20 protein-coding genes and 6 tRNA genes are annotated in these 25,140 nt (G+C 39.6%); 7 read left to right on the top strand and 19 right to left on the bottom strand.

Annotation, left to right across the window (positions count from 1 at the left end; all coding sequences use genetic code 11):
• Positions 1 to 122 precede the first annotated feature (122 nt).
• Positions 123 to 1,493, bottom strand: a complete 1,371-nt coding sequence (locus ACE1TI_RS17810) for a HelD family protein (RefSeq protein WP_375008894.1) — start codon at positions 1,491 to 1,493, stop codon at positions 123 to 125.
• Positions 1,494 to 1,971: 478 nt separating this feature from the next.
• On the opposite strand from ACE1TI_RS17810, the gene ACE1TI_RS17805 reads away from it, so the two are divergent.
• A complete protein-coding gene (locus ACE1TI_RS17805; protein WP_375008893.1) occupies positions 1,972 to 2,610 on the top strand; it encodes a class I SAM-dependent methyltransferase in 639 nt (212 codons plus the stop codon).
• A 68-nt stretch (positions 2,611 to 2,678) separates the two neighbouring features.
• Here ACE1TI_RS17805 and ACE1TI_RS17800 read toward each other — a convergent pair whose 3' ends face one another.
• The 8 genes from ACE1TI_RS17800 to sigW form a co-directional block, all read right to left on the bottom strand.
• Complete coding sequence (locus tag ACE1TI_RS17800) at positions 2,679 to 3,092, bottom strand: universal stress protein (RefSeq protein WP_375008892.1); 414 nt, start codon at positions 3,090 to 3,092, stop codon at positions 2,679 to 2,681.
• 353 nt (positions 3,093 to 3,445) lie between these two features.
• Positions 3,446 to 4,906 (bottom strand): SulP family inorganic anion transporter, encoded by a 1,461-nt coding sequence (locus ACE1TI_RS17795; protein WP_375008891.1) that lies wholly within the window; start codon positions 4,904 to 4,906, stop codon positions 3,446 to 3,448.
• 551 nt (positions 4,907 to 5,457) lie between these two features.
• A complete protein-coding gene (gene glmS, locus ACE1TI_RS17790; protein WP_375008890.1) occupies positions 5,458 to 7,260 on the bottom strand; it encodes a glutamine--fructose-6-phosphate transaminase (isomerizing) in 1,803 nt (600 codons plus the stop codon).
• A gap of 565 nt (positions 7,261 to 7,825) precedes the next feature.
• Positions 7,826 to 9,178, bottom strand: a complete 1,353-nt coding sequence (gene glmM, locus ACE1TI_RS17785) for a phosphoglucosamine mutase (RefSeq protein WP_375008889.1) — start codon at positions 9,176 to 9,178, stop codon at positions 7,826 to 7,828.
• Positions 9,179 to 9,262: 84 nt separating this feature from the next.
• Complete coding sequence (locus ACE1TI_RS17780; RefSeq protein WP_375008888.1) at positions 9,263 to 10,510, bottom strand: CdaR family protein; 1,248 nt, start codon at positions 10,508 to 10,510, stop codon at positions 9,263 to 9,265.
• A complete protein-coding gene (gene cdaA / locus ACE1TI_RS17775) occupies positions 10,503 to 11,324 on the bottom strand; it encodes a diadenylate cyclase CdaA (RefSeq protein WP_375008887.1) in 822 nt (273 codons plus the stop codon). Before cdaA ends, ACE1TI_RS17780 begins: the two co-directional genes overlap by 8 nt.
• Before the next feature lie 258 nt (positions 11,325 to 11,582).
• A complete protein-coding gene (locus tag ACE1TI_RS17770) occupies positions 11,583 to 12,227 on the bottom strand; it encodes a zf-HC2 domain-containing protein (protein WP_375008886.1) in 645 nt (214 codons plus the stop codon).
• Positions 12,228 to 12,244: 17 nt separating this feature from the next.
• The gene (sigW, locus tag ACE1TI_RS17765) at positions 12,245 to 12,811 is read right to left on the bottom strand and encodes an RNA polymerase sigma factor SigW (protein ID WP_375008885.1); all 567 of its coding nucleotides are present in this window, start codon (positions 12,809 to 12,811) and stop codon (positions 12,245 to 12,247) included.
• A gap of 301 nt (positions 12,812 to 13,112) precedes the next feature.
• Between sigW and ACE1TI_RS17760 the strand changes: the two genes are divergently transcribed.
• Together ACE1TI_RS17760 and ACE1TI_RS17755 are read left to right on the top strand one after the other, a co-directional pair.
• Positions 13,113 to 13,277 carry an aspartyl-phosphate phosphatase Spo0E family protein gene (locus ACE1TI_RS17760; RefSeq protein ID WP_375008884.1) on the top strand — a complete coding sequence of 55 codons (165 nt, stop codon included), beginning with the start codon at positions 13,113 to 13,115 and terminating at the stop codon, positions 13,275 to 13,277.
• Positions 13,278 to 13,381: 104 nt separating this feature from the next.
• The gene (locus ACE1TI_RS17755; protein WP_375008883.1) at positions 13,382 to 14,410 is read left to right on the top strand and encodes an aromatic acid exporter family protein; all 1,029 of its coding nucleotides are present in this window, start codon (positions 13,382 to 13,384) and stop codon (positions 14,408 to 14,410) included.
• Positions 14,411 to 14,652: 242 nt separating this feature from the next.
• Here the strand turns inward: ACE1TI_RS17755 and ACE1TI_RS17750 are convergent.
• From ACE1TI_RS17750 to ACE1TI_RS17710, 9 genes are all read right to left on the bottom strand, one after another.
• Positions 14,653 to 14,728, bottom strand: a tRNA-Ala gene (locus tag ACE1TI_RS17750).
• Positions 14,729 to 14,739: 11 nt separating this feature from the next.
• A tRNA-Gly gene (locus ACE1TI_RS17745) sits at positions 14,740 to 14,813 on the bottom strand.
• 4 nt (positions 14,814 to 14,817) lie between these two features.
• Positions 14,818 to 14,892 (bottom strand) — tRNA-Gly (locus ACE1TI_RS17740).
• A gap of 49 nt (positions 14,893 to 14,941) precedes the next feature.
• Positions 14,942 to 15,017 (bottom strand) — tRNA-Lys (locus ACE1TI_RS17735).
• A 110-nt stretch (positions 15,018 to 15,127) separates the two neighbouring features.
• Positions 15,128 to 15,213, bottom strand: a tRNA-Tyr gene (locus ACE1TI_RS17730).
• Positions 15,214 to 15,296: 83 nt separating this feature from the next.
• Positions 15,297 to 15,371 (bottom strand) — tRNA-Glu (locus ACE1TI_RS17725).
• Positions 15,372 to 15,561: 190 nt separating this feature from the next.
• On the bottom strand, positions 15,562 to 16,764 hold the full coding sequence (locus ACE1TI_RS17720) for a D-alanine--D-alanine ligase family protein (protein WP_375008882.1): 1,203 nt from the start codon (positions 16,762 to 16,764) through the stop codon (positions 15,562 to 15,564).
• A gap of 20 nt (positions 16,765 to 16,784) precedes the next feature.
• Positions 16,785 to 18,371 carry a UDP-N-acetylmuramoyl-tripeptide--D-alanyl-D-alanine ligase gene (locus tag ACE1TI_RS17715; RefSeq protein ID WP_375008881.1) on the bottom strand — a complete coding sequence of 529 codons (1,587 nt, stop codon included), beginning with the start codon at positions 18,369 to 18,371 and terminating at the stop codon, positions 16,785 to 16,787.
• The gene (locus ACE1TI_RS17710) at positions 18,368 to 19,144 is read right to left on the bottom strand and encodes an alpha/beta fold hydrolase (protein ID WP_375008880.1); all 777 of its coding nucleotides are present in this window, start codon (positions 19,142 to 19,144) and stop codon (positions 18,368 to 18,370) included. The genes ACE1TI_RS17715 and ACE1TI_RS17710 overlap by 4 nt, the downstream gene beginning before the upstream one ends.
• 289 nt (positions 19,145 to 19,433) lie before the next feature.
• Here ACE1TI_RS17710 and ACE1TI_RS17705 point away from each other — a divergent pair, with 289 nt between their 5' ends.
• From ACE1TI_RS17705 to ACE1TI_RS17690, 4 genes are all read left to right on the top strand, one after another.
• Positions 19,434 to 20,786 (top strand): cytochrome ubiquinol oxidase subunit I, encoded by a 1,353-nt coding sequence (locus ACE1TI_RS17705; protein WP_375008879.1) that lies wholly within the window; start codon positions 19,434 to 19,436, stop codon positions 20,784 to 20,786.
• On the top strand, positions 20,783 to 21,796 hold the full coding sequence (locus ACE1TI_RS17700; protein ID WP_375008878.1) for a cytochrome d ubiquinol oxidase subunit II: 1,014 nt from the start codon (positions 20,783 to 20,785) through the stop codon (positions 21,794 to 21,796). The genes ACE1TI_RS17705 and ACE1TI_RS17700 overlap by 4 nt, the downstream gene beginning before the upstream one ends.
• Positions 21,797 to 21,811: 15 nt before the next feature.
• Positions 21,812 to 21,928: a cytochrome bd oxidase small subunit CydS family protein gene (cydS, locus tag ACE1TI_RS17695; protein ID WP_375008877.1), complete on the top strand. Its 117-nt coding sequence runs from the start codon at positions 21,812 to 21,814 to the stop codon at positions 21,926 to 21,928.
• A 164-nt stretch (positions 21,929 to 22,092) separates the two neighbouring features.
• The gene (locus ACE1TI_RS17690) at positions 22,093 to 23,517 is read left to right on the top strand and encodes an MFS transporter (RefSeq protein WP_375008876.1); all 1,425 of its coding nucleotides are present in this window, start codon (positions 22,093 to 22,095) and stop codon (positions 23,515 to 23,517) included.
• Between the two features lie 220 nt (positions 23,518 to 23,737).
• Here the strand turns inward: ACE1TI_RS17690 and ACE1TI_RS17685 are convergent, their stop codons facing one another.
• Positions 23,738 to 25,123 (bottom strand): short-chain fatty acid transporter, encoded by a 1,386-nt coding sequence (locus tag ACE1TI_RS17685; protein ID WP_375008875.1) that lies wholly within the window; start codon positions 25,121 to 25,123, stop codon positions 23,738 to 23,740.
• Between the last annotated feature and the right edge of the window lie 17 nt (positions 25,124 to 25,140).

Genomic DNA, 25,140 nt, shown 5'->3' with positions numbered 1-25,140 from the left:
TTATTTTGTCCTATACTAGTAGACATAGGTAGGGCATCTCCTCTCGAGTTGATTTGGTCGTTAATTCTGAGGATACCCTACCTCTTTTTTTGTCTCAAGGAACTTACACAAACTATCTTACGCTATCTTTTATTAAATTTCTTAACGTAAGGATTCACTATATTTTTAGATTCTTTTTTTAATCTTTCTAAATATTCTTCTTTTTGATCCATGACATTAACAATTTTTTCTCTTCGTTTTTCTGGATCTTTTACACTGTACCGAATCTTTTCAATCCGGTTATCATAGATGTCTTCAACCTTTTGGAGAATGTCTTTTTTCTTCGTTTTGACTTGATTTGAAATCACTTTCTTGATTTTTTCTATGCGTTGAAAAGGCGGCATATATGCGTATTGCTCTTCAAAAAGAGCTTTCACCTTTTTCCCTTCAAATAATACAAACCGATCCAGTTTTAAATCTTCCTCCACAATAAGATTGTCTGTGATATCAGCAGCATACCGATCAATCAATTCTTTACACAGCATAGAACCTTTAAATTGAGCAACCCAGGATAAAGTGTCGAGGTCTTCTTTGGGATCTCCTTCTACAAGCTTCAGCAGCTTTTCATCCGACTTTGTAAAAGTAAACTTTTTTCCCATGGCCTCTTGAAAAAAATCTTGGAATGTTGTCTGGGTTACATCCTCCACTCCAAGCTCTGGAAGAACATCCGAAATATAATCAAGAAACAGTTTACTTGGTGCTAATATCATCATTTCTGAAGGATTAAAGTTTTCGGCGTACGTATAAATAAAGTAAGCAATTCGGTGCATCGCAATGGTCGTTTTTCCACTGCCAGCCACTCCTTGAACAATTAAAGGCTTATTCATTTCAGCCCGTATAATGCGATTTTGTTCTGCTTGGATGGTAGATACAATATCTTTTAATCGTTTTTCTGCATTCGTCGTAAGAGAAGCCTGCAGCATTTGATCCCGTGCCGTAATATCAATATCTCTTATTTCTTTCAAGTCGCCATCTTCAATCACATATTGTCTTTTTAAAGACAAATCTCCCTCATGTGTCTGTCCTTCTGCCTCATAAGCTGCTTCTCCTAAGCTGCCATCATAATATAAGTTCGCAATGGGAGATCGCCAATCAACAATAACGGGTTCATGCGTATCTTTTCTGCTTAAGGACGTCTTCCCAATATACATTTCTTCAGTTTCGCCCGTATGTTTTGGCGTGAAATCAATACGGCTGAAATATGGATTATCTTTTACCTTTAATAAGTTTCGGAACTCCTTATTAGTCATTTCAAGTAATTGAGCGTTTGATAAGGTGTTTACATAACTTAAACTGCTATCTAAATGGTCCAATTCCACTAATGCTTGTTTAATATTGCTTTGGTAGCCTTTTTGATCTTTCAGTGACTTTTCTAATACTTCCTGAATGTATTCTTTGGTCTTTTTGAGATGAGCTCGTTCTGCTTCAAACTCATCATGTTCCTTACCTGACATAAAGAACTCCCTTCTATTTTTTATTTCTGATTCTTATTTTAGCTTTTTCACGCAGTAATGCGATTTTTGTTATTAATTGTTTTCTTTCTTTATCAGAGTTACACGCTTCTAATTGAGTTTGCAGACTTTTCAGTTGTTTTTGTTCTTCACGATTTAAATATTTTTACTCTTTCAATGGTTTTTCCTTTCCATTTTTGAATCGTTTGGGGAAAAATTATTACTGGGGATTTAGAGGATTTAAGGGGTACACAGAAAATATATCATAACGAAAAGATCATGTGAAATAATGGACACGAATAACCTGAATGTTAGAAGGTTTGATTGTAACGAACGTTTTCGTTTATACTTTAGGAAGATTTAACTTTGCTAAAGGATCAAAGTATAAGAAAAACTACGTCTTCCGCCATAAGACTCGGCGACAAGCCGAGTTTTTCTAATGATTATAATTGTCTACTAATTAAGATAGCGGTGATCACATGTGTTAAAAGATACGGGAGAAAGAATTATTCCTAAAGAAATGAAGCCTAGTAATGGGTTGCTGCTTGAACACCTTGCCCGGTATTATTTTGCTGTACCTTATGCTCAAAAAGATGTACTGGACATTGCCTGCGGTTCTGGGTATGGAGCACAAATGATAGCAAAAGCAAGAAAGAAACAAATCACAAAAATATTAGGTGTTGATATTGATCCTGACACCATTCATTATGCAAAAAAAACTTATTACCATCCATTACTCACATTTCAAACGGGAGATGTTCTTGATTCAAAGCTTAAAGATAAGATTGGTACATTTGATACCATTATTTCTTTTGAAACAATAGAGCATGTACCAGATGACCGGGATTTTTTAACAAAAATAAGCGCTTTGCTGAAACCAGGCGGTACCATGGTTTTATCTACCCCATTCGGCCAAGGGAGAAGAAAACCTTGTAACTCTCCTTTTCATTATCACCAGTTAACAGAACACGAATTTCATACATTATTCACTGAAAATGACATGTTTGATAGTGTTCAATTTTTTTATCAGCAAGGTGTTTCTATAGAAAACACCAAGCGTCCTGGTGTGCGCTATCCATTAGGCATTGCTGTATGCAGAAAAAAAACTAACTCTCTTTAGTTTAATTAACATGCAAGTAGCAGAAAATAAAAAGTGAGACTGCAGGTAAATAAACTTCCTGCGGTCTTTTATTTTACAATCATAACAGGACAGTTCGCACGCTTTGCTACTTTATGACTGACACTACCTAAAACCATACTCTGCAAATTATTTAAACCGCGACTTCCCATAACAATACAATCATATTTATTATCATTGGCATGTTTTACAATGGTAGGACCTGGCTCCCCGTGTAAAAACTGAACATTGTAAGATACTTGTTTTTCATTTAACAACTCTTCTATATTTTTAAGTTTCTCGCGTCTTTTTTTCGTAATTAGTTCTTTGTCCCCTGTATGCAGTACATCGGTTTTAGATTTGGAGCCGTCTATAACATAGACAACATCAATAGTTCCGCCAGTCTCTAATAGTCCAACAGCATGCTGGGCTGCACGATAGGCATGTTCCGACCCATCTGCTGCAATGAGTACGTATTGATACATATTTATCCTCCTGTCTATTCAATTATCTATATCTTATGAAACTTAGCTCTCCCTGTAAAGAAGCAAGAACAAAAGCGCAAGCGCCCTGATCAGCCTCGACAGGTAAATGTTCTCCAGTCACTAAAGGCGCTCTTACTTCCACAGGATGTGCTGACTTTTGCGTTGCGAACACGATGTTTGCGATTCTAGCAAAAGTTCCTTTAACCGTCTTGGGCCTCCGAGAGGCTGGGCGCTGAAGCTAGACGCGGATCAAACAATATGGAGATAGTTATCCACAATTCGAAAAATATAATTTCCTAAACACTAAAAAAACGACCACTTTTACGTGATCGTCTTTAAGATTTATGAAGGTTTTAGTGTCCTGAAGCTTTGGTTAATCCGCCTATTTTGTTCAACAACTGCTTACTTTCCGGATTTAACCCCGCATACGTTACTTTAATTTCTTGCTGCTCAAATTTAGTTTCAATCTTATCCAAAGCATTAATAGCCGAATCATCCCATAAATGAGCTTCACTTAAGTCAATCTCTACTTCTTTTATTTCATCGTTATACTTGAATTTTTTAGGGAGATCAGAAACAGAAGCAAAAAACAATTGACCTCGTAGTGAATATATTTTCTTTTGTTGGCCAGAAACCAATTTTTCTTCCACATGGATTCTTGAGATCTTACTGACAAAGAAGATGGCACTTAATAAGACGCCGGCCAAAACCCCTTTAGATAAATCATGAGTAATAACTACAGTTGCTACCGTTACAACCATCACTGTAGAATCTGTTTTTGGAACTTTATGGATGTTTGCTAATGAACTCCAGTCAAATGTTCCGATAGAAACCATGATCATAACGCCGGCTAATGCAGCCATTGGAATTTGTACAACCACACCGCCAAGAGCAATAATGAGAATCATCAAAGCGACACCGGCTACTAAAGAAGAAAGCCGACCGTTTCCTCCTGATTTTACGTTTATGACCGATTGGCCAATCATAGCACAACCTGCCATACCGCCAAAACACCCTGTGACAATATTAGCAATACCTTGTCCTCTGCACTCTTTGTTTTTATCACTTTCTGTATCTGTCATATCATCTACAATAGAAGCTGTTAACAATGACTCTAGTTGTCCTACAATCGTTAAGGCTAAAGCATAAGGAAAAATAATAGCTAATGTTTCAAATGTTAACGGTATAGATGGAAGCATAAAGACAGGAAGAGATTGCGTAAGAGAACCTAAATCTCCAACTGTTCGCACTCCAAAATTTGCAAAAATTGCTATTGCTGTAACAACGATAATGGCAACTAATGTTGAGGGTACAGCCGTTGTAACCTTTGGAAGCAAGTAAATAATAGCCAAAGTTAATGCAACTAAAGCGTACATAATCCACGTTTCACCTACAAAATGCTGCAGTTGGGAGGTGAAAATAAGAATAGCTAACGCATTAACAAATCCAACCATAACCGAACGAGGGACAAACTTCATAACTTTAGACAATTTAAATACACCGAACAATATTTGGAGGATACCTGTTAATATCGTAGCTGCCAGCAAATATTGAAGACCATGATCTGCGACAAGAGTAATCATAAGAAGAGCCATCGCACCGGTTGCACCTGAAATCATTCCTGGCCTTCCACCGACAAAGGCAATAACGACAGCAATACAAAACGAAGCATACAGTCCTACCATTGGGTCAACGCCCGCAATGATGGAAAAAGCAATTGCCTCCGGGATAAGAGCAAGCGCAACAACAATACCGGCTAGTACATCTCCTCTTACGTTGCCAAACCACTCCTGTTTGATAGATTGAAAATTCAACCCAACACCTCTTCTCTACATATTTGATTTTTAATGACTTTTGTCTCTTACAAAAGTCGCCCGTTGTGAACAAAATTAGAATAACACATATCTATCTATTTATGAAAATAGTATGTAAGCGTGCGTCATGGATGTTTTTCTCCCATATACTCTTTGTACCTCTTATAATTGTCCACTTATAACAATTTGTTCGTTTTATCTTATTTTATTATTTTTTTGGTTGAATAGATTTAAAGTTGATCAACCGTAGGGAACTACCAAAAGGTTCGGGACAGGTGTCAGAGATCTATTTAGGAGAACTGCATTTCAACGATTATGTTTCAGTCTCCCAATTAAATGGTGTTCATTACAATCCATTTTACAACAAATTGGCTCTACTATAGAATAAAAGGGCTGTGCTTGTAACTGTTTTCATACATCAAAATGTTAAATCCAATCATTATAAAAACCCTAACGTAAGATCCTGCACGTTAGGGTTTAAAAAACCTTCATTTTATTGTAAATACATAGTTAACTAGTAACTCACAATACAAGGACAAAGTTATTTTCATTTATTCAACAGTGACGCTTTTCGCTAGATTTCTAGGTTTATCCACGTCGCAGCCTCTATGCAGCGCTGCGTAATAAGCAATAAGCTGAAGCGGTACTACGGAAACAAGCGGAGTCATGAGCTCGTGGATATCTGGCAGTACGATTTGATCGCCTTCTTCTTTCGTTGACTCCGTGCTTATAATGCACGCATTCGCTCCACGGGCAACCACTTCTTGAACATTTCCTCGAATATTTAGGTTCACATGCTTTTGAGTGGTTACTGCTACGACTGGAGTCCCTTCTTCAATTAAAGCAATGGTTCCATGCTTCAGTTCCCCGCCGGCAAAGCCTTCTGCTTGGATATAAGAAATTTCTTTTAACTTTAGGGCACCTTCTTGCACTACATGGTAATCAATCGCACGGCCAATAAAGAAACAATTTCTCGTTTCAAACATATAATCACGTGCAATTTGTTCCATTTTATCTTTTTGGTCGCATAGTGCTTCCATTGCATTTGCAATTAAGCCAAGTTGCTGAATGGCGTCAAAGTCTGTGTCTATCCCTTGAGCACGGGAGCTATCCATGGCTAGGATAGAAAACACCGCCATTTGAGCTGTATATGCTTTGGTGGACGCCACTGCAATTTCGGGTCCAGCGTACGTATGAAGAGTAAAATCTGCTTCACGTGATAAAGTGGAACCAGGCACGTTAGTAATAGTTAAGGCTTTGTGGCCTTGTTTTTTCACGTTTACTAATACACCGCGGCAATCTGCGGTTTCGCCGCTTTGTGAAATAAAGATAAAGAGCGGTTTTTCGGAAAGCATCGGCTCATTATATAAAAATTCGCTGGCTATGTGAACTTCTACAGGTTTTTTTGCTACCTTTTCCATAAGTTCCTTACCGACAAGACCTGCATGATAGCTGGTTCCGGCAGCAATAACATAGACGCGGTCTGCTTCATTGATTGCTTTACGAATATCTTCATCAAGCTTAATATCACCGTTCTCGTTTTGATATTTCTGGATGATATTACGGATGACAAACGGCTGCTCATCGATTTCTTTTAGCATAAAATGGTTGTATGTGCCTTTTTCTGTATCGCTTTCATCGATATCCGTCGTAAACGACTGTCGTTCTACCTTAGAGCCATCGAGTGTTTTTACCTCGACACTGTCTTTTTTAACAATGACCACTTCCTGGTCCATGATTTCAATGAACTCTTTTGTAATATGAAGCATTGCCATTGCATCGGATGCTACTACATTCACTCCATCACCGAGACCTACAAGAAGAGGGCTTTTGTTTTTTCCGACATATATCGTTTTGTTGTTCTGATTATCTACCAAAGCGATGGCATAAGAACCGTGTAACATAGAAAGTGTGCGGCGGAATGCATCTTCCGTGCTTTCCCCTTTTTCTACAAATGTTTCAATGAGCTGAACAATTACTTCGGTATCTGTTTCACTTAAAAGCTCAACATTTTGCAAATAATCACGTTTGAGCTGCTGGTAATTTTCAATCACACCGTTATGAACGAGCGTAAAACGCTTGCTCGCACTTTGATGCGGATGGGCATTTTCTTTACTTGGTGCACCGTGAGTTGCCCAGCGCGTGTGACCAATACCCGTTGTTCCGGCTGCTTCTTTTCCAATTGTTTTTTCTAATTCGGAAATTCGTCCCTTTTCTTTATACAAATTAATTCCATTTTCATCCACAAGGGCGATGCCTGCTGAGTCATAGCCGCGATATTCGAGTTTATGCAATCCTTTAATGAGTATATCTTTTGCTTGTTCTCCTCCGATATATCCTACAATTCCACACATACTGTCATGACCTCCTCGGCGGAGCCATGGTATGCTGCGGGGCATACCACGCCCCGCTCTTCTCTTTATTAATCAGCTGTTTATATATGATCTCGTCATTATCCAGGTTTTTGTTCACAGAGTCACCTCTATGGTTTCAACCTGAATTTGCGGTTGTGACGTGCAACCGGGAGGCATCCGCCGATCAATCGATGAACCTCCTCCTCGTCAACTGCTCTTTCGTTTCGTCCGGTCGAGAGCAGTCCGGGCGCTTTTGATTATGAAGTTGTGGCTATCCCCCTTGTCTTTACCTTAAAATCTTGATCCATCTTACTACAGGCTGTTGACTTATTCAAATAATTTCATTAGAACATCCGTCCTTATTGTAAAGGAAGCTGCATAAAAACGCCTACCAGTATAAAAACAATTAACCGTAAAGAAAGCCTGCAGAGACCTTACCCCATTTATTACCCAATCAAACGCCTGACTGACATGAGACATAAAAAGGGCGCAGTTTTATCTTTTAAACCGTACATTAATAAGCTATGCACAGCCCGCGTAGTTTGTGCAGGCTGTGTCTTATTATTTATGCTTCTTCTTTTTGACCCATATGTTTTTCCACCACAGAAGCAATTTCTTCTACATATTTATCACAAAGGATTTCTGTTTCTGCTTCTGCCATAACGCGAACTAAGGGTTCTGTACCCGAAGGACGCACTAGTATACGCCCGTTACCTCCCATATCTGCTTCTACTCTTTCTATCGCCTCTTTGACATAAGGGTTGGAGCTAACTTCATATTTGTCTGTCACTCGTACATTAACGAGTTTTTGCGGGAATTTTTCCATCTCTCCTGCAAGCTCAGATAGCGGTTTCCCAGAAGCTTGAATAATATCCACCAGCTGCAGGGCCGTAAGCATCCCGTCTCCCGTTTTTACGTGGTCAAGAAAGATAATATGTCCGGATTGTTCTCCTCCTAGACTATATCCGCCCTGGCGCATTTCTTCCATTACGTATCGGTCGCCTACTGCTGTTTTTTTCGTTGCAATACCAAGTTTCTCGAGAGCTTTGTAGAGCCCCAGATTACTCATAACAGTAGTTACTACGGTGTTGTGAGAAAGCATAGCTTCCTGTTTTAAATACTTAGCACAAATATACATAATTTTGTCGCCATCTACATACTGACCTTTCTCATCTACAGCAATCAATCGATCAGCATCTCCGTCGAAGGCCAGTCCTACATCAGCGCCTTTTTCTTTCACAAAAGCAGCAAGTTTCTCAGGATTAGTCGATCCAACTCCGTCATTAATATTAACACCGTCCGGATTGTTGCCGATAGTAGAAATATCGGCGTCTAAATCAGCGAATAGGTGCGGAGCAAGCGATGAGGCTGCACCATGTGCGCAATCAAGAGCAATATGAAGTCCAGAAAAATCTTCATTAACCGTTTGCTTTAAAAATTGCAGGTATTTTTGGCCGCCTTCAAAATAGTCATTAACTATTCCAACGTCTTTTCCGGTTGGACGAGGTAATGAGTCATCTCCATCCAATAAACTTTCAATTTCACTTTCCTGGTCCTCTGATAACTTAAAACCATCTGAACCAAAAAACTTAATTCCGTTATCTTCCACCGGATTGTGGGAAGCTGAAATCATTACACCAGCTTGTGCGCTAACAGCTTTTGTAAGGTAAGACACACCTGGCGTTGAAATAACACCAAGACGCATTACTTCTACCCCCATGGATAATAGCCCGGAAATAAGTGCTCCTTCCAGCATTTCTCCTGAAATTCTTGTGTCCCGTCCAATTAGAATTTTTGGATGTTCTGCATCCTTTGTCAGGACATATCCTCCTGCACGGCCAAGACGAAACGCTAACTCAGGCGTCAGTTCAGTGTTAGCTATACCTCGCACTCCGTCCGTTCCAAAATACTTACCCATACTCCATCTCTCCTTCAGTTCAACAAGATGTACTGGCTATAGCAGATTTCAGGCCTATTAGGAATTGCTTCTCCAATGGAGAAGTCACCCCTCAGCTTCTTCTGTCCATTCTACTTCAATTTCATCTATATCAGGTTCGACCTTTATCTCAGAAGGACCCGAGGTTTGTACAGGCAGCTTTTGGGGACTGCCTCCTTCCTCTCGGTCCTCCCAGTCAGCAGTTAAAGAAATGTCTTCTTGATTTAAATCATTTAATACAGAAGAGGAACCATAAATGGTCACGTCTGTATACCCTTGTGCAGGCTCGATAATTTCAAGTGAATAATGCTCTGGAATGTTCTCAATTTCAATCGGAATATCTTCAAACGCCGTTTCTTCTTGTTCTCCAATTTCCACTTCAACATCTACTTTTTCTGGTTTTACTCTCTCTATTCCTTCAGGAGCTATTAAATCTAATTCAATTACCCCGTCATCCTCGATTTCGGATAAGTCCAAAACAGCCTCAACTGTATTTATGTCTTCTATTTGCGACAGCGGGCCAAAAATGGTCACTTCAGTCGGTTCCATGTTTAGCGATTCAATACTCAAATCATCTGGAAGCGTCCCTTCCCTCGATAAATTTATAGGAACCTTTCGGAAAGGACTTGTAACAGGTACTTCTATATCTACTGTTTCCGGCTCAATTGGAACATCCAGTTCATTTCCATTTTGGTCATATGCGATTACCTCAGACTCTGATTCAATTCTTCCATCCGCCCCATCGACGTCTGCAAAAGCTTTTAAGGTTTCGATTTGTTCATGGACAGGTTGGGGAGCTTTCACTTTTACTTCAGAAGGATTGACTCTTGCTCCTCCAAAAGTATATCCATCTTCCGCTTCCTCTTCATTAACCAGGTCTACCTCAACCGGGTAATTCACGGTTTCCAGCTGCTGAAGTTCCACACTTGTAAAGCGCGGGTTGATCGAAACATCCAGGTCAGCAGGGAAATCACGGTATTCCAGCCGGACATTGTGAACACCAGGGCCTTTGTCTTCCAGATCGACATAAACCTCATATGCCGGCCTTGATAGTTGAAACAGCATGATAGACGTTTGAGGACCTCTCAGCTCCACATCTACTGTTTCTTCCATCTCCGCCACTGCGTATTCTTCATCATCATAATAAGCATTAACTTCCACATCGTTAATTGTATAGGAGCTTTCATCATTATTGTCCGGAAGCACACCTGGCTGATTGCTGATATTATTCATATTAACCATCATATAAAGCATTACTGCAATCAGCAAGGAGACAAATTTGACAAACCAGTGATTATTAAATAACTTATCCATCTTTTTTGCCTCCCCATTGCCACAGACCAGAGGTGTTTTTCACGTCAGCAATTAATTCGCGCTCCAGCATTGCCCGTAAAGTATCTTCATCGAGATCTCTATGTAAATCTCCATTCTTGGTTGCAGAAATACTGCCTGTTTCCTCTGAGACTACAATGGTTAAACAATCGGTAACTTCACTAATTCCTAAAGCGGCGCGATGACGAGTACCCAGCTCTTTTGAAATAAAAGGGTTTTCCGACAATGGAAGATAGCACGCTGCAGCTGCAATTTCATTATTTCGCATAATAACTGCTCCATCGTGAAGCGGGGTATTCGGTATAAATGTATTAATCAACAGCTCCGAAGTAACTGTAGCATTCATAGGTATACCAGTTTCAACGTAATCATTCATTCCCGTTTCCTTTTCAATGGACAGCAGTGCGCCAATGCGGCGTTTTGCCATATACTTCACTGATTTCATAATTGCTTCTACTGTTTTAACTGAATTTTCTTCTTCCGGGGTGGCGGAACGTCCAAATAGCCGGCCTCTTCCTAACTGTTCAAGGGCGCGTCTTAGTTCCGGCTGAAAAATAATGATAATAGCTAAAAGCCCGTATGTAACGGCCTGGGACATAATGTACTGTAAAGTACGCAGTCCAAAGAAGCTGCTTAAAAACCAAACAGCTAATATGACAGTTATCCCCTTTAGAAGCTGTACAGCCCGTGTTCCGCGAATAACAGTTATCAATTTATAAATAACATACGCTACTAGCGAGATATCTACAACTGTACCTAACATATTTAAAAATTGAAAGTCGTCTCCAGGCAACATCGCTCTTCCTCCAATTAGCTCTTGCAAGAAAAAGAAAACAATAAATTTATTATAGCATATATCTTTTCCTATTCGCCTTACAGGTTACGTACACTTTTTCTGTTTTAATAATAGAAATTCGATTTATCTTCATATTTATGCAGAGAAAACCTTATTTTTAAAAAAGACTTTCTTCCGTTATAAAAAAAACACCCAGGAATTAGACGTCCTGGGTATCGGCTTTGTTTCATTTTTCCTTTTATAATATATATGAAACCTTTATTTTTGCTCTTCTTTATTGTTCTCTTCAAAAGAGAAGACATCGGAAACGATCCGTTTTGTATGATACCAAAACCATTCCAGAGCCTGGTCTACTTGTTCAATCTCCCCAGCAACCTTGCCAGCTGAAGCTAAATATTGTTCTCCATTTATAACAGTTAAATTTCCGGTTATTTCCCCTTTCACCTCGACGCTTCCGTTTTTGACAAGAAGATCGCCATCAACCGTTTCTCCTTCTGGAACAATCACCGTGTCGTTTTCCCGGTCAATCTCTACACCTTGTCCGCCGACTACCGAAACTCCTTCACCAGATTGTTCATTCCAAACAGATAATAAACTGGAGGCCATTAAAAAAACAAACAATGATGCAGCTACTAAGACAGGATGCTGTTTCATCCAATTTTTCCAATGCTTCCGTTTCTTTTCACGAGGAAGGTTATTCCTTACAGCTTCCGTAAAGCCAGCAGGCGCTTCAATATGGGAGGAGCTCTGTACAAGCATAACTGCTTTTTTCAGTTCTTTGTAATGGGCCGAACACTCCTCACATGCTTCTAAGTGCCGGTAAAACTCGGTACGCTCCGAATCAATCATTTCCCCATCCAAGTATTTGTGCAGTTGTATTTCGTACTTTTTTTCACATGCCATCCTTTATTCCTCCCTCCTTACGCATTTCCCAGCCGTTTGCGCAAGGCTTCACGGCCTCTATGTATGTGAGTCTTAACAGTGTTTTCCGGCAGATCTAAAATTTCACTAATTTCTTTTATGTGCAAACCTTCTATGTATCGTAATATAATAGCGGAACGATACTTTGGCGGCAAATAGGAAATTTCCCGCTGCACCCATTCCTGCATTTCTAATGTAACCACTTGTTCTTCAGGAAGCTTTTCGGAAGCTGCAATTTGGGAATAACCAGTCAGCCCTTCTGTGCCTTGTATCTCAGCGTCCAAGGAGTAATCAGGCTTTTTTTTACGCAGACGGTCGATGCATAAATTTGTTGTAATACGAAACAACCACGTCGAAAACTTTCTCTTTTCATCATAACTTTCTAAGTTGGCATAAGCTCTTAAAAATGATTCTTGAGCCATATCCTGCGCTTCGTGGCTGTTCCCGGTCATCCGGTAAGCAATTTGATAAACTTTATCTTTATACAAATCTACCAGCTCTGCAAATGCTTCCTGATCTTTTTCTCTTTTTATTTCTCTAATCAGCCGTTCTACTACCGCATCCATATCTAGACCTCCACCCACTTTGCGGGTCTCTTCCTTACGAATTCGCCTCTCCACAGGTTTCATATTTTTAAAATTGTTTTGGACGTTTTCATTCATACAAAAACGAATAACTCTTAGTTCGAGTTATTCTATTAATCAAACGTTTGATTGACATTTTTTTCTACGAAATTAATTATAACATCTCTTCTTGCAGATAGGGGATAAATTTACAATTCTGTGAAAATGGAAAAATAGTGTTTTCAAATCTTTGGAAATGGGTAAAAATAAAATTAAATAATCATCCATACGGGAGTGAACAATAATGTCTGAGCAAACCTTGCTTAGGGAAATTGAAACGAAAAGAGAAAAATTAAATCATATCGCTTGGAATAAACCACTTTTTTCTGAAGAAGTGGTGAATTTAAGTAAAGAACTCGACCAACTTTTAAATAGATATGATAATACATTATCAGCAGCAAAAGCTTAACAGATTTGACGTATGTAAGGCCTGACTTCATTATGGAGTCAGGCCTTATCTATTCTCACGATGCCCAATCGTGTATGATAGACTTATGAAGGTGAGAAAAAGATATGAAACGATTTCAATTTGCTGGAAACCGGGTAATCAAAACAGGAGTCGCCATTTTAATAACAGCATGGATATGCCAAATCTTAGGCTGGCCGCCTGTGTTTGCTGTCATTACAGCAATTGTCACTTTAGAACCCACTGTTTCAGATTCTATTAAAAAAGGGATCATTCGTCTGCCGGCTTCCGTCTTTGGTTCTTTTTATGCCGTGCTGTTCATTTATTTTTTCGACCATTCTCCAATAACCTATGCACTTGCGGCAGTATTTACAATTGCTACTTGTGTGAAACTTAAATTGCATGCTGGTCTTTTAGTTGCCACCCTTACTTCTGTAGCAATGGTTGAAGTTCTGCACGATAATTATTTTATTTCCTTTTTTATTAGGTTAGGAACAACCACAATCGGTTTGTTAGTTTCCACCGCCGTAAACATGTTTGTTTTCCCGCCGGATTATACGCAGGACATTATTCGAAACATTAATAAAATGGCCCAAAATACAGGAACTGCTGTTGAGAAATTGTTTAGAAAGGTTCTAGAAAACAACCAAGAAGAAAGCAGTCAAAAAGAAATTATTGAGCAGTTAGATAAAAAATTACATAAAACAGAAACGCTTATTCGGTTTCAAAAAGACGAATCAAAATTCCATCCGTTAGCTGGAAGTGAAAAAGATTTGTTTTATCTTGCACAGCACCAATTAGTTCGGCTGCGTTTAATTCGTTATCATATAGCCAACGTCTTAAACACTCCATTAGACACGATTTCATGGACAGCAGAAGAAAAATCGATCATTATGGAAGCTGTTCGTTACTTAGCAAAAAGCATGAAAAGCGATTCTCATTACAATCCGCTTATTCATCAAAAACGAGTCCGGCAATTAATGGAATTATTTTGGGAAGGAAATGAAGAAATCACCCAAAATAACGATCAGCACCCGACACACTTTCCACCAGAACTCATCCTTTTATATGAGCTTCTGTCTATTTACACGCAGGTGGAAGAATTTTATGAAAATCCCCGGCACACACAAAATTAAAACTTTAAAAGAACAAAAGCGCAAGCGCCCTGTTCAGCGTCGACAGGTAAATGTTCTTCAGTCATGAAAGGCGCTCTTTGCCTTTCATGAATGGAGGTTATTTAAGCCCAAGAGGCTGGGCGCTGAAGCTAGACGCGGATCAAACAATATGGAGATAGTTATCCACAACTTGTAAAAACATAATTTCCTAAACAATAAAAATACCACAGTACATTCACTGTGGTTTTATTAATTATTATGTATGGTGGAGCCTAGCGGGATCGAACCGCTGACCTCCTGCGTGCAAAGCAGGCGCTCTCCCATCTGAGCTAAGGCCCCAATATGTATAATGGAGCGGGTGATGGGAATCGAACCCACGACATCAGCTTGGAAGGCTGAGGTTTTACCACTAAACTACACCCGCATAATGGAGCGAAAGACGGGATTCGAACCCGCGACCCCTACCTTGGCAAGGTAGTGTTCTACCACTGAACTACTTCCGCGTCCTGTACATTCAAAAATATATATTATGTAGTCATTTTTTCAATGAAATGGTGAGCCATGGAGGATTCGAACCTCCGACCCTCTGATTAAAAGTCAGATGCTCTACCATCTGAGCTAATGGCTCTTATTGTAAATTTTCTTATGTTTCATTATACACATCTTATATACTTTAAAAAGCAGCTAAAATGTATTGTACACTAGTTTGGCCTGAAGTACAAATTTTAAACAAATAAATGGTGGAGGGGGACGGACTCGAACCGCCGAACCCAGAGGGAGCAGATTTACAGTCTGCCGCGTTTGGCCAACTTCGCTACCCCTCCATTTAAAAAAGGCACCGTTCTATTTTAAACAAACAACCTTATGTTTGTCAATGGTTGTCCGATATGTAAAATAAAAAAATTAATGGTGACCCGTAGGGGATTCGAACCCCTGTTACCGCCGTGAAAGGGCGGTGTCTTAACCACTTGACCAACGGGCCACATATGCAGCAAAGAGTAACCTCTCTTGCTGACATATGATATTATATCTTATAGCGGTGATTAGTTGCAAGGATTTTTTAAGATTTTATAGATTAATTATTTTAAAATGACCTTCAATAATTAGAAACGATTTAAAACAATAAAATAACCGTCTCATTGTTTTAGACGGTTATTACTTCTCTGAAGCAGCTATAAATTATTAGACTTTGAACCGCTTTTTACACCCTCTGCACTTTGGAGGGAGAAAAGGTTAGAGTCAATAGAAAATGTCAATTTGTCTCTTTCTCGTTTTCGTTTTAAAGCCAGCTGAATAAGCTGATGAGTTAATTGGGTATAATTCTTCCCTGCTGGATCCCATAGGTAAAAGGATAAAGACCCGGGAATAGTATTGATTTCGTTTACGTAAACCTTATCTTTAGCTTGGTCAATTAAGAAGTCTATACGGGATACCCCGCTGCAGCCAAGGATTTGAAAAGTGTCCTTTGCGAGTTCCTGAACTTCTATTGTACGAGCGTCGTCTAAAGGCGCAGGAATAACACGATCTGTGCTTTCCATTCCTTTTGCTGCATCACCGCTTTTTCCTCCCCCTTGATACTTATCCTGGTAGCTTAATATCTCTTCTGTTTTCAGGACTTCTTCAATAACGGAAGCTTCTACTTCTTCATAATCGCCAAGAACCGAGCAGTTTACTTCCTTCATATCCTGCACCATATATTCCACTAAGATTTTCGAAGCAAAAGACATCGCTTCTTCTACAGCTTCCTCAAGCTCCTCACGATTTTCTGCTTTACTAATTCCAACGCTTGAGCCCAGGTTAGCCGGCTTCACTATAACGGGGAAACCAAGACGTTCTTCAATCATATTAATAATCTCTTCACTATCATCGGTCCAGTGACTGCTGTAAAACCAAACATAATCCAAAATAGGAAGGTTGGAATCTCTAAGCATTTGCTTCATCATTACTTTATCCATACCAACAGCAGAAGACATTACGTCACAGCCAACGTAAGGAAGGTCATATAACTCAAAAAGACCCTGCAGAACCCCATCCTCTCCAAACGTACCGTGAACAATAGGAAAAGCTACGTCAATCTCAGCCACTGTTCGTTTCCCAAACTTCGGAACCGGATCTTTTTGTAATACCACATTTCCGTTATCTGATTTAGCTACCGACACTTTCTGAGCGTTTTCTAAAAGCTGTTTTAAATCTTTATATACTTCAATGTCAAGAAGTTCTTCTCCTGTATACCAATTGCGGTCCTTGCTGATGTAAACAGGGACTGCTTCATATTGGCTGTCATCCATTGCTTTCATTGCTTGGAGGGCAGAGATAACGGATACCTCATGTTCTACTGAAACCCCACCAAAAAATACACCTACTCTGGTTTTCATTACAATTTTCCCTCTCTTCCTCACTCATTAAAAGTATCAGGTAAATCATTTTCCAACAGCACCACGGATTTTTGCACGGCTACCTGATTCATTTTATCCAATGCATCTTGAAGGTTTGATGCCACATAATACTGGTTTTCAGGATATCCTTTTGCGGCAAGCCCATCCTGAAGAGGGCGGGTTTGTTTTTTTCCGACTAATATCACAAAGTCGCACACCTCTGCAGCGTGTTCAGCGAAAGCTTTATTTAATTCATATTCTTTTTCCCCAAGTTCTATCATTCCAGGTGTAACTAACACTTTGTATTCAGGCATTTGCCCCAATACTTCAAGCGCCATTTTTGAACCAACAGGGTTGGAATTAAAGCTGTCATCAATAATTGTTATGTTACCAGAAGGTTTTTTTAGTTCTAGCCGGTGTTCAACTGGCTGAACTTTCTTAACTGCTCTTGCAATTTTTTCAAGAGAAATTCCTTTTTCTGATCCTATAGCTATCGCAGCAAGAATGTTATAGATATTGTGCTGACCGAGCAGCTTAGTTTGAATCTGTACAGCTGATCCATCATATTTGTACACCATAAATTCCGAGCCTTTGGAGGTGTAACTAATCTCTGCGGCACGATAATGAAGATCATCTGCTTCTACCCCATAATAAATCGTGCGGCATTTATTCCGCTGCTGGTAGGACATAATGTTTTGATCATCTTTATTTAGGAAAGCTGTTCCTTCATGAGGAAGGGTTTCTATCAATTCGAATTTCGTCTTTTTAATGTTTTCTAACGTTTTAAACGTTTCTAAGTGCTGTTCTCCAATAGCAGTAAGAATTCCGTATTTTTGATGAACTAATTCACATATTTCTTGTATATCATTCTCTTGCTTTGCTCCCATTTCTGCTATGAAAATATCATGGTAGGGCTTTAGCATAGAACGAACGGTCCTGGTAACTCCCATTTTCGTGTTATAACTCTCCGGGGTTTTTAAAACGTTAAATTGAGACGATAAGACGGTCTCTACAATATGTTTCGTACTTGTTTTTCCATAACTCCCTGTTATCCCAATTACTTCAAGGTTAGGCATGGATTTTATAATTTTTTCTGCATCGTGAAAATAATATTGATTAATTTGATTTTCAATCGGCCAATTAATAATATTTGCAGCCATAGTGTAAAAATAAGCCACAATGGAAGCGCCAATGGCAAATATCATAAACCAGATTAAAGAACTTTCTTCTCCTGTACCAAGCAGCAAACCAATGCCCGCTGTTATAACATAAAGTATGGCAATCGTAACGAATAATCGTTTTACTCTTGCTGTAATAACAAGCTTCTTTTTTTCCTGCTCTTCTTTCATCGTATACGTAATTACTCCGAAAATAATTGTCCCTGTCAGCAGCGCCCAAAATTCACTGCCGAAGAGAAATGGAACGAGTGCTAGTACAGGGAGATAATCCCGCACCGAGAACACCCGGCTTATGTTGGATATTATCCAGCGCCAAAAACGTTCATTACGATAAGAGTTTAATTGCAGCATATGTGCACTTTTCTTAATGAGTCTGGCTGTATAATAACCCCACGCTGCTAAAAACAAAATTATTAATACACTATTCATCGGTTTAGCCCCTCCTTATCCTTTTGAAGGAAAGAATCGAGCACAATCAGAAATTGGTTCAGTTTATCCAAATAAGCATAGTGGCCGGCTTTTTCGAGCACTACAAGACCCGAATCAGGAATCATTTCCTCCATTAATCGACCATCCTCTACTGGGGTCGCTTCATCATTTTCTCCCCATACAAGCAGTGTTGGTGCTTTTATATGAGGAAGGTGATGGCGTAAATCTTCATTAACTACTTTCACCATCGTCTGCTGCATCGTGCCCGATACATTTTTATAATCTGCTGATCCTAATTTCCCTTTAACTTTTTTTAAAATCCCTTCTTCGTACCGTTTAATAACTGGAAGTTTTAAAAGCTTTTTAAACGCTTTATAGGTATATACCTTTACGTAATATTTCAGCTTTCGTTTCGGCTTAATTCCGGCACTGTCTACTAAAACCACTTTGCGAACCGGGTGCGAAGAGGCATATTTAATTGAAACTCTTCCCCCAAATGAGTGCCCAACAAGAATGGGCCGGTCAATTTCTAATTTACTGAGAAATTTACCGAGCATATCCGTATAATCTCCAACGGTCCATGGTTCAGGTGGTTCTTCACTTTCACCAAATCCCGGAAATTCAATTGACCATACTTTAAAATGTTTTTCCAGTGATTGATGAACAGGAGCAAAAGCTTGAATATTAGCGCCCCATCCATGCAGAAGGACAACGTCTGCTCCCTCACCGGAAACATGGTAATTTACTTTCACCCCATCTATATCTATGTTCACAACCATACGCTCCTATTCTTTTAATAAAACTTCAATACCCTATGTATATTAAATGAAAATGAATCTTATTTGTACACAATAATACCACTATATCTTATCATATCAGAAAGAAAACGAGAATTGTCTCTTTTGTCCTGTTTCTCTGAGTCCTAAACACTCACTGAATACTCAAGCTTTTTTATTTTCGCAGCTTTAAGTTTGTGATATATTTCACATATGAACTCTTATTTTATCTCAAAGCAAACAAGGGTAGTATATTTATATTGCATTCGAGAAGGGAGAATGCCTAATGTTTATAGAATATGATCCCGCGGTTTACAGCAGAATATTAACAGGACTGACACTCGCTTTTCACATTATATTTGCCACTATAGGTGTCGGGATACCATTAATGATTGCACTCGCAGAATGGATGGGAATTCGCAAAAATGATCCGCATTACCGTCTTCTTGCCCGCCGATGGGCTAGAGGATTTGTCGTTACTGTAGCAGTAGGAGTAGTTACGGGTACAGCCATTGGTCTGCAGTTAAATTTATTATGGCCTAATTTTATGCAGCTTGCTGGACAGACCATTTCGCTGCCTTTATTCATGGAAGTGTTTGCGTTTTTCTTTGAAGCTATTTTTTTAGGAATCTATTTATATACTTGGAATCGGTTTAAGAGCAGAATAAAACACTTTTTTTTGATTATCCCTGTAGTAATCGGAGCCTCTTTTTCTGCTTTTTTCATAACAACGGTTAATTCCTTTATGAACGCACCTCAAGGCTTCGAACTGGTGAATGGAGTAATAACAGAGATTGATCCGATTGCAGCCATGTTTAATCCGGCTACTCCGACAAAAACTGCTCACGTGATAATCACCTGTTATTTAACCTCTGCTTTTGTTCTTGGAATGATAGGGGCCTTTAAGATATTAAAAGGCGATAGACATGTTTATCATAAAAAGGCTCTTCATTTAACAATGATGTCCGCCTTTGTATTTTCTATTGCTACCGTCATTATTGGCGACCTTTCCGGAAAATACCTGGCCGAATACCAGCCGGAAAAGTTAGCGGCAGCTGAATGGCATTTTGAAACGGAAGAAGAAGCTCCCCTTGTACTTGGAGGTTACCTGGAAGACGATGGAGAAATTAAATATGCTATGGAAATTCCATATTCTTTAAGTGTACTTGCTCATGGTACTCCTGGAGCAGAAGTGACAGGGCTGGATCAATTTCCAGAAGAAGATACTCCGCCGCTGATCGTTCATTATTTTTTCGATGGGATGGTTTTCATAGGAATGTATCTTGCTTTTATCTCTCTAGTCTATCTGCTTCTTAGCTGGAAAAAACAGCATCTTATGCATAGTAAGGTTCTGCTGTGGGGAATTATTGCTGGAGGGCCCCTTTCCATGTTGGGGATTGAACTTGGATGGGTTTTTGCGGAAATCGGACGCCAGCCCTGGATTTTATACGGCATTATGCGCACTCCTGAAGGTGCCACAACTTCAGATCATGTAGATGCTACGCTTTACCTGTTTATTGGACTATATACCGTGCTCGGTTTGTCCTGCTCCATTGTTCTGAAGAAAATGTTTAACAATAACCCGGTTGCGCATGAACTTGAGCAAAGAGGAATAGAAGAGCGGGGTGAGCAGACATGAGCTATGAAATTATCGGAATTAGTGTGTTATGGTTTTTCTTATACGGTTATTTAATTGTCGCATCAGTTGATTTCGGAGCTGGCTTTTTTCATTTTTTCAACAAAGTTTTCCATAAAAATTATCAGGTGAACAAATTAATTCAACGCTACCTTTCACCAGTATGGGAAGTTACTAATGTCTTTTTAGTATTCTTTTTTGTCGGGATCATTGGTTTCTTCCCTGATACTGCTTATTACTATGGTACTGCCTTGCTGGTTCCTGGAAGCATATCGATCGTTCTTATTGCAATCCGCGGATCTTATTATGCTTTCAATACCTATGGTTCAAAAGACAGCAAGATTTACTCTTTTCTTTATGGAATGAGCGGGCTGTTAATTCCGGCGTCTTTTACAATCGTGCTGACAATTTCAGAAGGAAGCTATCTCGATATATCAGATGGTAAGATCACTTTGATGCTGGGGGAACTCTTAACAAGCACCTATTCCTGGAGTGTGGTCTTTTTAGCAATTGTTAGTGTGCTGTTTATATCTGCATCTTTCTTAACTTACTATGCTTATAAAGCAGGCGATGTTGCATCCTATTGGCTGTTTTGGAGATACACTCTGTTTTGGTCGGTTCCAACAATACTTGCAAGTGTGCTGATTTTCTTTGCAATCAGCCGTCATAACCCTGACCATTTTAACAGCATGCTGGATATTAGCTGGATGTTTATTTTATCGCTTTTGTTTTTTCTTGGAGCTGTGTTTTTGATTTATAAAAAACGATACTATGGTGCTGCTTTCATCCTTGTCATGCTGCAGTTTTTCAGCGCGTGGTTCGGCTATGGAGCATCGCACCTTCCATACTTGTTATACCCTCATCTCACCATCTATGACGGCTTTGTAAATAAAACAATGGCTGTCGCATTGATTCTGGCTTTTCTCGCCGGACTTCTTTTGCTGATCCCGTCTCTAATACTATTAATGCGGTTGTTTTTGTTTGATGCTGATTATATACGAGGAAAAAAATAAGAAAGGGGTAGTGAAATGTTCGACCTTGATTATTTTCTAATTATGATTGCCCCTCATTTAGTACTCGGTGCTGCTGTTCTGGGTATTTTCCTATGGGGCGGCCGGCGCAAAGATTATTTTGAGGACAAATAAAAAGTTTTCGAAACCTTAAAAGCAGTGAGCCTTTTGAAGAGAAGGTTCACTGCTTTTTTATAACGTCAGCTTCCGCCCCTCCCAACGACATAATTGGTTTTCATTGACTTTTTAATTCGACTCCCGTAATATTTAATTGCTAATATGATGAAAGAAGGGATAGGATGAGCTTATCTCAAACCGTTCACCATACAAAGGATCGTGAACTGGATGAATTAACTAAAAAAAGGCTGTTACGCCTGCTATCTTTAATTCTCATTTTTGCCGTGATGAATGGAACCATGTTCAATGTTGCTATCCCTGATATACAAAGCCACTTTGGCCTTTCTTCTTCTGAAGTTAGCTGGGTACTGACTGGTTACATCATGGTATATGCAGTCGGTGCTTTGATATATGGTAAACTCGCCGATTACTATCCAATTAAATCGATTTTAACGTTTGGTATTATCTTGTTTTCTCTTGGAGCTTTACTTGGCTTTTTCTCGCCAAACTTTTTTACATTAATTATTGCACGCATCCTCCAGGCTGCCGGCGGTGCTACTATTCCAGCGCTAGGATTTATTATTCCGGCCCGCTTTTTCCCAAAAGAACGCGGTAAAGTATTTGGAGTTATTTCCTCAACGGTAGCATTTGCCTCCGGAGTTGGACCGATTGTAGGCGGAACAGTTGGTGGATGGCTTGACTGGCGTTTTCTATTTTTGTTTTCTGTCGCATCCCTTATTGCTCTTCCTTTCTTTCGCCAATGGGTACCAGAAGAAGAACGCAAGGAAGGAACGATTGATTTTCTTGGGGCAGGCTTATTTAGTGCAGCGACAGCCTCTTTACTTTTATTCGTGACTACCCTCCTACCATGGTTTTTGCTGAGCTTTGCCGTACTGTGCGTACTTTTCATCTGGCGAACTATGAAAGTAAGTGATCCTTTTATTCGTCCGGATATGTTAAAAAATAAATATTACACTGTAACGATACTTACTAGTTTTCTAGGGACAAGTGTGTTATTTGGTCTCCTTTTTGTTATTCCTATTATGATGAGACAGCTGTATGATATGAGCACGCTTGGTATTGGTTTGGTACTGTTTCCGGGAGCTATTTCAGCAGGTTTTCTTGGCAGATTGGGAGGCGAACTCGTTGATCGCCGCGGCGGGGAATTTGTCGTGGTCCTTGCTTTATGTTTAGTTGGCGGCGGGTCATTCTTAATTTCTACGTTCGCAGGATATGCTCCTTGGGTAGTTTCTCTCGCTCTGCTTGTTGCTTATATTGGTTTCCCTCTTATACAAAGTTCTACGGCAAATCTTTTGTCTTCCATACTTTCTCCACGTGAAACCGGGGTAGGTATCGGAATATTTAATTTGCTGAACTTTATGGCTGGAGCAGTCAGTAGTGCTGTCTTTGGGGCTGTGCTGGAATCACAGCGTGTCTCTCTTTCTATGAATCCGTTCTCCAGGCATGGAGATAATTTAATTTTTTCTAACCTATATATATGCCTGGGACTCGTAGCTGCTGCAGCTCTTACTTTGTTTCTTGCCACATTTAAAAAACGTCCTGGAGCCTTTCACCAACCTGCATCAAAGCCCTCTGAGGTGCATTAATATAAATCAAGAAAAGAAGCTATCTCAAAAACACTTGTATGGTAAACAGCCTGTCGTGAAAATAAATCACGACAGGCTGTTTTGCTTGGCTTCTGTATTTTTTCTTCTCCCCCGACTTCAGGCTTCAAGCGCCTTCCTTGGCTACCGTTCCTCCTCATTCTCACCAGTTTCGGTCTTCAACCCTGTTTGTTAGCTTTTCATTTTTGTAAGCGTTATCAATTTATGATATTAACAGCAGTACCGCGGATATAACAATCCCAGTATAAAGCAAAGTAATCGTAGTAAAACCCATAATATCTCTAATTTTCAATCCAGCAATCGCAAGCATTGGAATAGCCCAAAACGGCTGAATCATATTGGTCCATGCATCTCCCCAAGCTACGGCTACCACTACTTTAGATGGGTCTACTTCCATATCAAGAGCAGCAGGTAAAATAATCGGTGCTTGAATGGCCCATTGACCGCCTCCAGAAGGTACAAACATATTTAACAAGCCGCTGGAAAGAAAAGCAAAAAAAGGCAGGGTATTGTCATTGGCTAAACTGGCAATCCCTCCAGAAATCCATACGGCTAAGCCAGAGGCACTAATCATACCCATAATCCCGGCATAGAAAGGATACTGCAGCGCAAATTGTCCTACACTGCTCGAAGCTTTCTTTAACCCGTTTCCTAACTCCCGGACATTTCCATAAAGAAGTAATGCAGCTGTTAAAAACATTAAGTTAACAGTGTTGAGATCCAATTCGAAACCATTCGTCACAAAATGATTTCCTAAATAAAATAGTCCAAATAAGCCTCCAAGCAATACGATTCCCCTGCTTCTATCTAATTTATCATTGGGACTTAACTTATTAGAAGGTGTTTCATCTGCTTTCATCGGTGTTTCTTTTAATAGCTCTGGATCCACGTGTACTCTTTGTTCCGGTTTCTTAGGATGGATAAGTTTCATAATAAAAGGCAAAGTTGCGAAAATTACGACGACTAATATGATATTTATGATAGAAAATAGAGTATCAGAGGTAGGGATCAAACCAACCGTATCTTCAAAGTTATGCCCCTGCGTTGCTACAAATAGCGCTGGAGAAGAGGAAAGGCCTCCTTCCCAAATGACAAAACCAGAATACCCAGAGGCTACCAGCACACGGTAGTCCACATCTGGTACCTTTTTTCCAACAAGCTTAGCCATTATACCAGCTACAACCAATCCAAGCCCCCAGCTGATTAAGGAAGCAATTAATGCGGTAAATGTAACTACAATAATAGCTGTATTAGGTGTTTTGCATAGATTTGCTGCTCTTTCTAAAGCTCGGGAAACTGGCTTTGTCATAGCAAGTGCATAACTCATCACAAACGTCGTAATAATTTGAGCAGTAAACTCTAATAATTGCCAAAACCCATCGCCCCAATGAATAGCCATGTCATATGGAGTGCTGTCTGTGAGGATGATACCGCCTACAAAAGTAATTAAAGTTAAAATAACGGCGAAAACGAAAGCATCTGGGAGCCACTTTTCCGCTATTTTCGCAAAGAACATAGCTAATTTGGAAATGAGGTTGTTTTTTTCTTCATTATTTTTCTCATGATCAATCTTCTTTGCAGGTTCCATTCGATTCACCCTCTTCT

Origin of the sequence: Alteribacillus sp. JSM 102045 (assembly GCF_041949975.1) — a bacterium.
Taxonomy (GTDB): Bacteria; Bacillota; Bacilli; order Bacillales; family Marinococcaceae; genus Alteribacillus.
This window is presented reverse-complemented; position numbering and strand designations above follow the sequence as displayed.

What these genes read in the sequence shown, in the direction of transcription:
- ACE1TI_RS17760 (WP_375008884.1), top strand. Translation starts at nt 13,113, where the DNA reads ATGTCTGAGCAAACCTTGCTTAGGGAAATTGAAACGAAAAGAGAAAAA.
- ACE1TI_RS17700 (WP_375008878.1), top strand. Translation starts at nt 20,783, where the DNA reads ATGAGCTATGAAATTATCGGAATTAGTGTGTTATGGTTTTTCTTATAC.
- cydS (WP_375008877.1), top strand. Translation starts at nt 21,812, where the DNA reads ATGTTCGACCTTGATTATTTTCTAATTATGATTGCCCCTCATTTAGTA.
- ACE1TI_RS17690 (WP_375008876.1), top strand. Translation starts at nt 22,093, where the DNA reads ATGAGCTTATCTCAAACCGTTCACCATACAAAGGATCGTGAACTGGAT.
- ACE1TI_RS17685 (WP_375008875.1), bottom strand. Translation starts at nt 25,123, where the DNA reads ATGGAACCTGCAAAGAAGATTGATCATGAGAAAAATAATGAAGAAAAA.
- ACE1TI_RS17755 (WP_375008883.1), top strand. Translation starts at nt 13,382, where the DNA reads ATGAAACGATTTCAATTTGCTGGAAACCGGGTAATCAAAACAGGAGTC.
- sigW (WP_375008885.1), bottom strand. Translation starts at nt 12,811, where the DNA reads ATGGATGCGGTAGTAGAACGGCTGATTAGAGAAATAAAAAGAGAAAAA.
- ACE1TI_RS17800 (WP_375008892.1), bottom strand. Translation starts at nt 3,092, where the DNA reads ATGTATCAATACGTACTCATTGCAGCAGATGGGTCGGAACATGCCTAT.
- glmS (WP_375008890.1), bottom strand. Translation starts at nt 7,260, where the DNA reads ATGTGTGGAATTGTAGGATATATCGGAGGAGAACAAGCAAAAGATATA.
- ACE1TI_RS17715 (WP_375008881.1), bottom strand. Translation starts at nt 18,371, where the DNA reads ATGAATAGTGTATTAATAATTTTGTTTTTAGCAGCGTGGGGTTATTAT.
- glmM (WP_375008889.1), bottom strand. Translation starts at nt 9,178, where the DNA reads ATGGGTAAGTATTTTGGAACGGACGGAGTGCGAGGTATAGCTAACACT.
- ACE1TI_RS17780 (WP_375008888.1), bottom strand. Translation starts at nt 10,510, where the DNA reads ATGGATAAGTTATTTAATAATCACTGGTTTGTCAAATTTGTCTCCTTG.
- cdaA (WP_375008887.1), bottom strand. Translation starts at nt 11,324, where the DNA reads ATGTTGCCTGGAGACGACTTTCAATTTTTAAATATGTTAGGTACAGTT.
- ACE1TI_RS17770 (WP_375008886.1), bottom strand. Translation starts at nt 12,227, where the DNA reads ATGGCATGTGAAAAAAAGTACGAAATACAACTGCACAAATACTTGGAT.
- ACE1TI_RS17810 (WP_375008894.1), bottom strand. Translation starts at nt 1,493, where the DNA reads ATGTCAGGTAAGGAACATGATGAGTTTGAAGCAGAACGAGCTCATCTC.
- ACE1TI_RS17720 (WP_375008882.1), bottom strand. Translation starts at nt 16,764, where the DNA reads ATGAAAACCAGAGTAGGTGTATTTTTTGGTGGGGTTTCAGTAGAACAT.
- ACE1TI_RS17705 (WP_375008879.1), top strand. Translation starts at nt 19,434, where the DNA reads ATGTTTATAGAATATGATCCCGCGGTTTACAGCAGAATATTAACAGGA.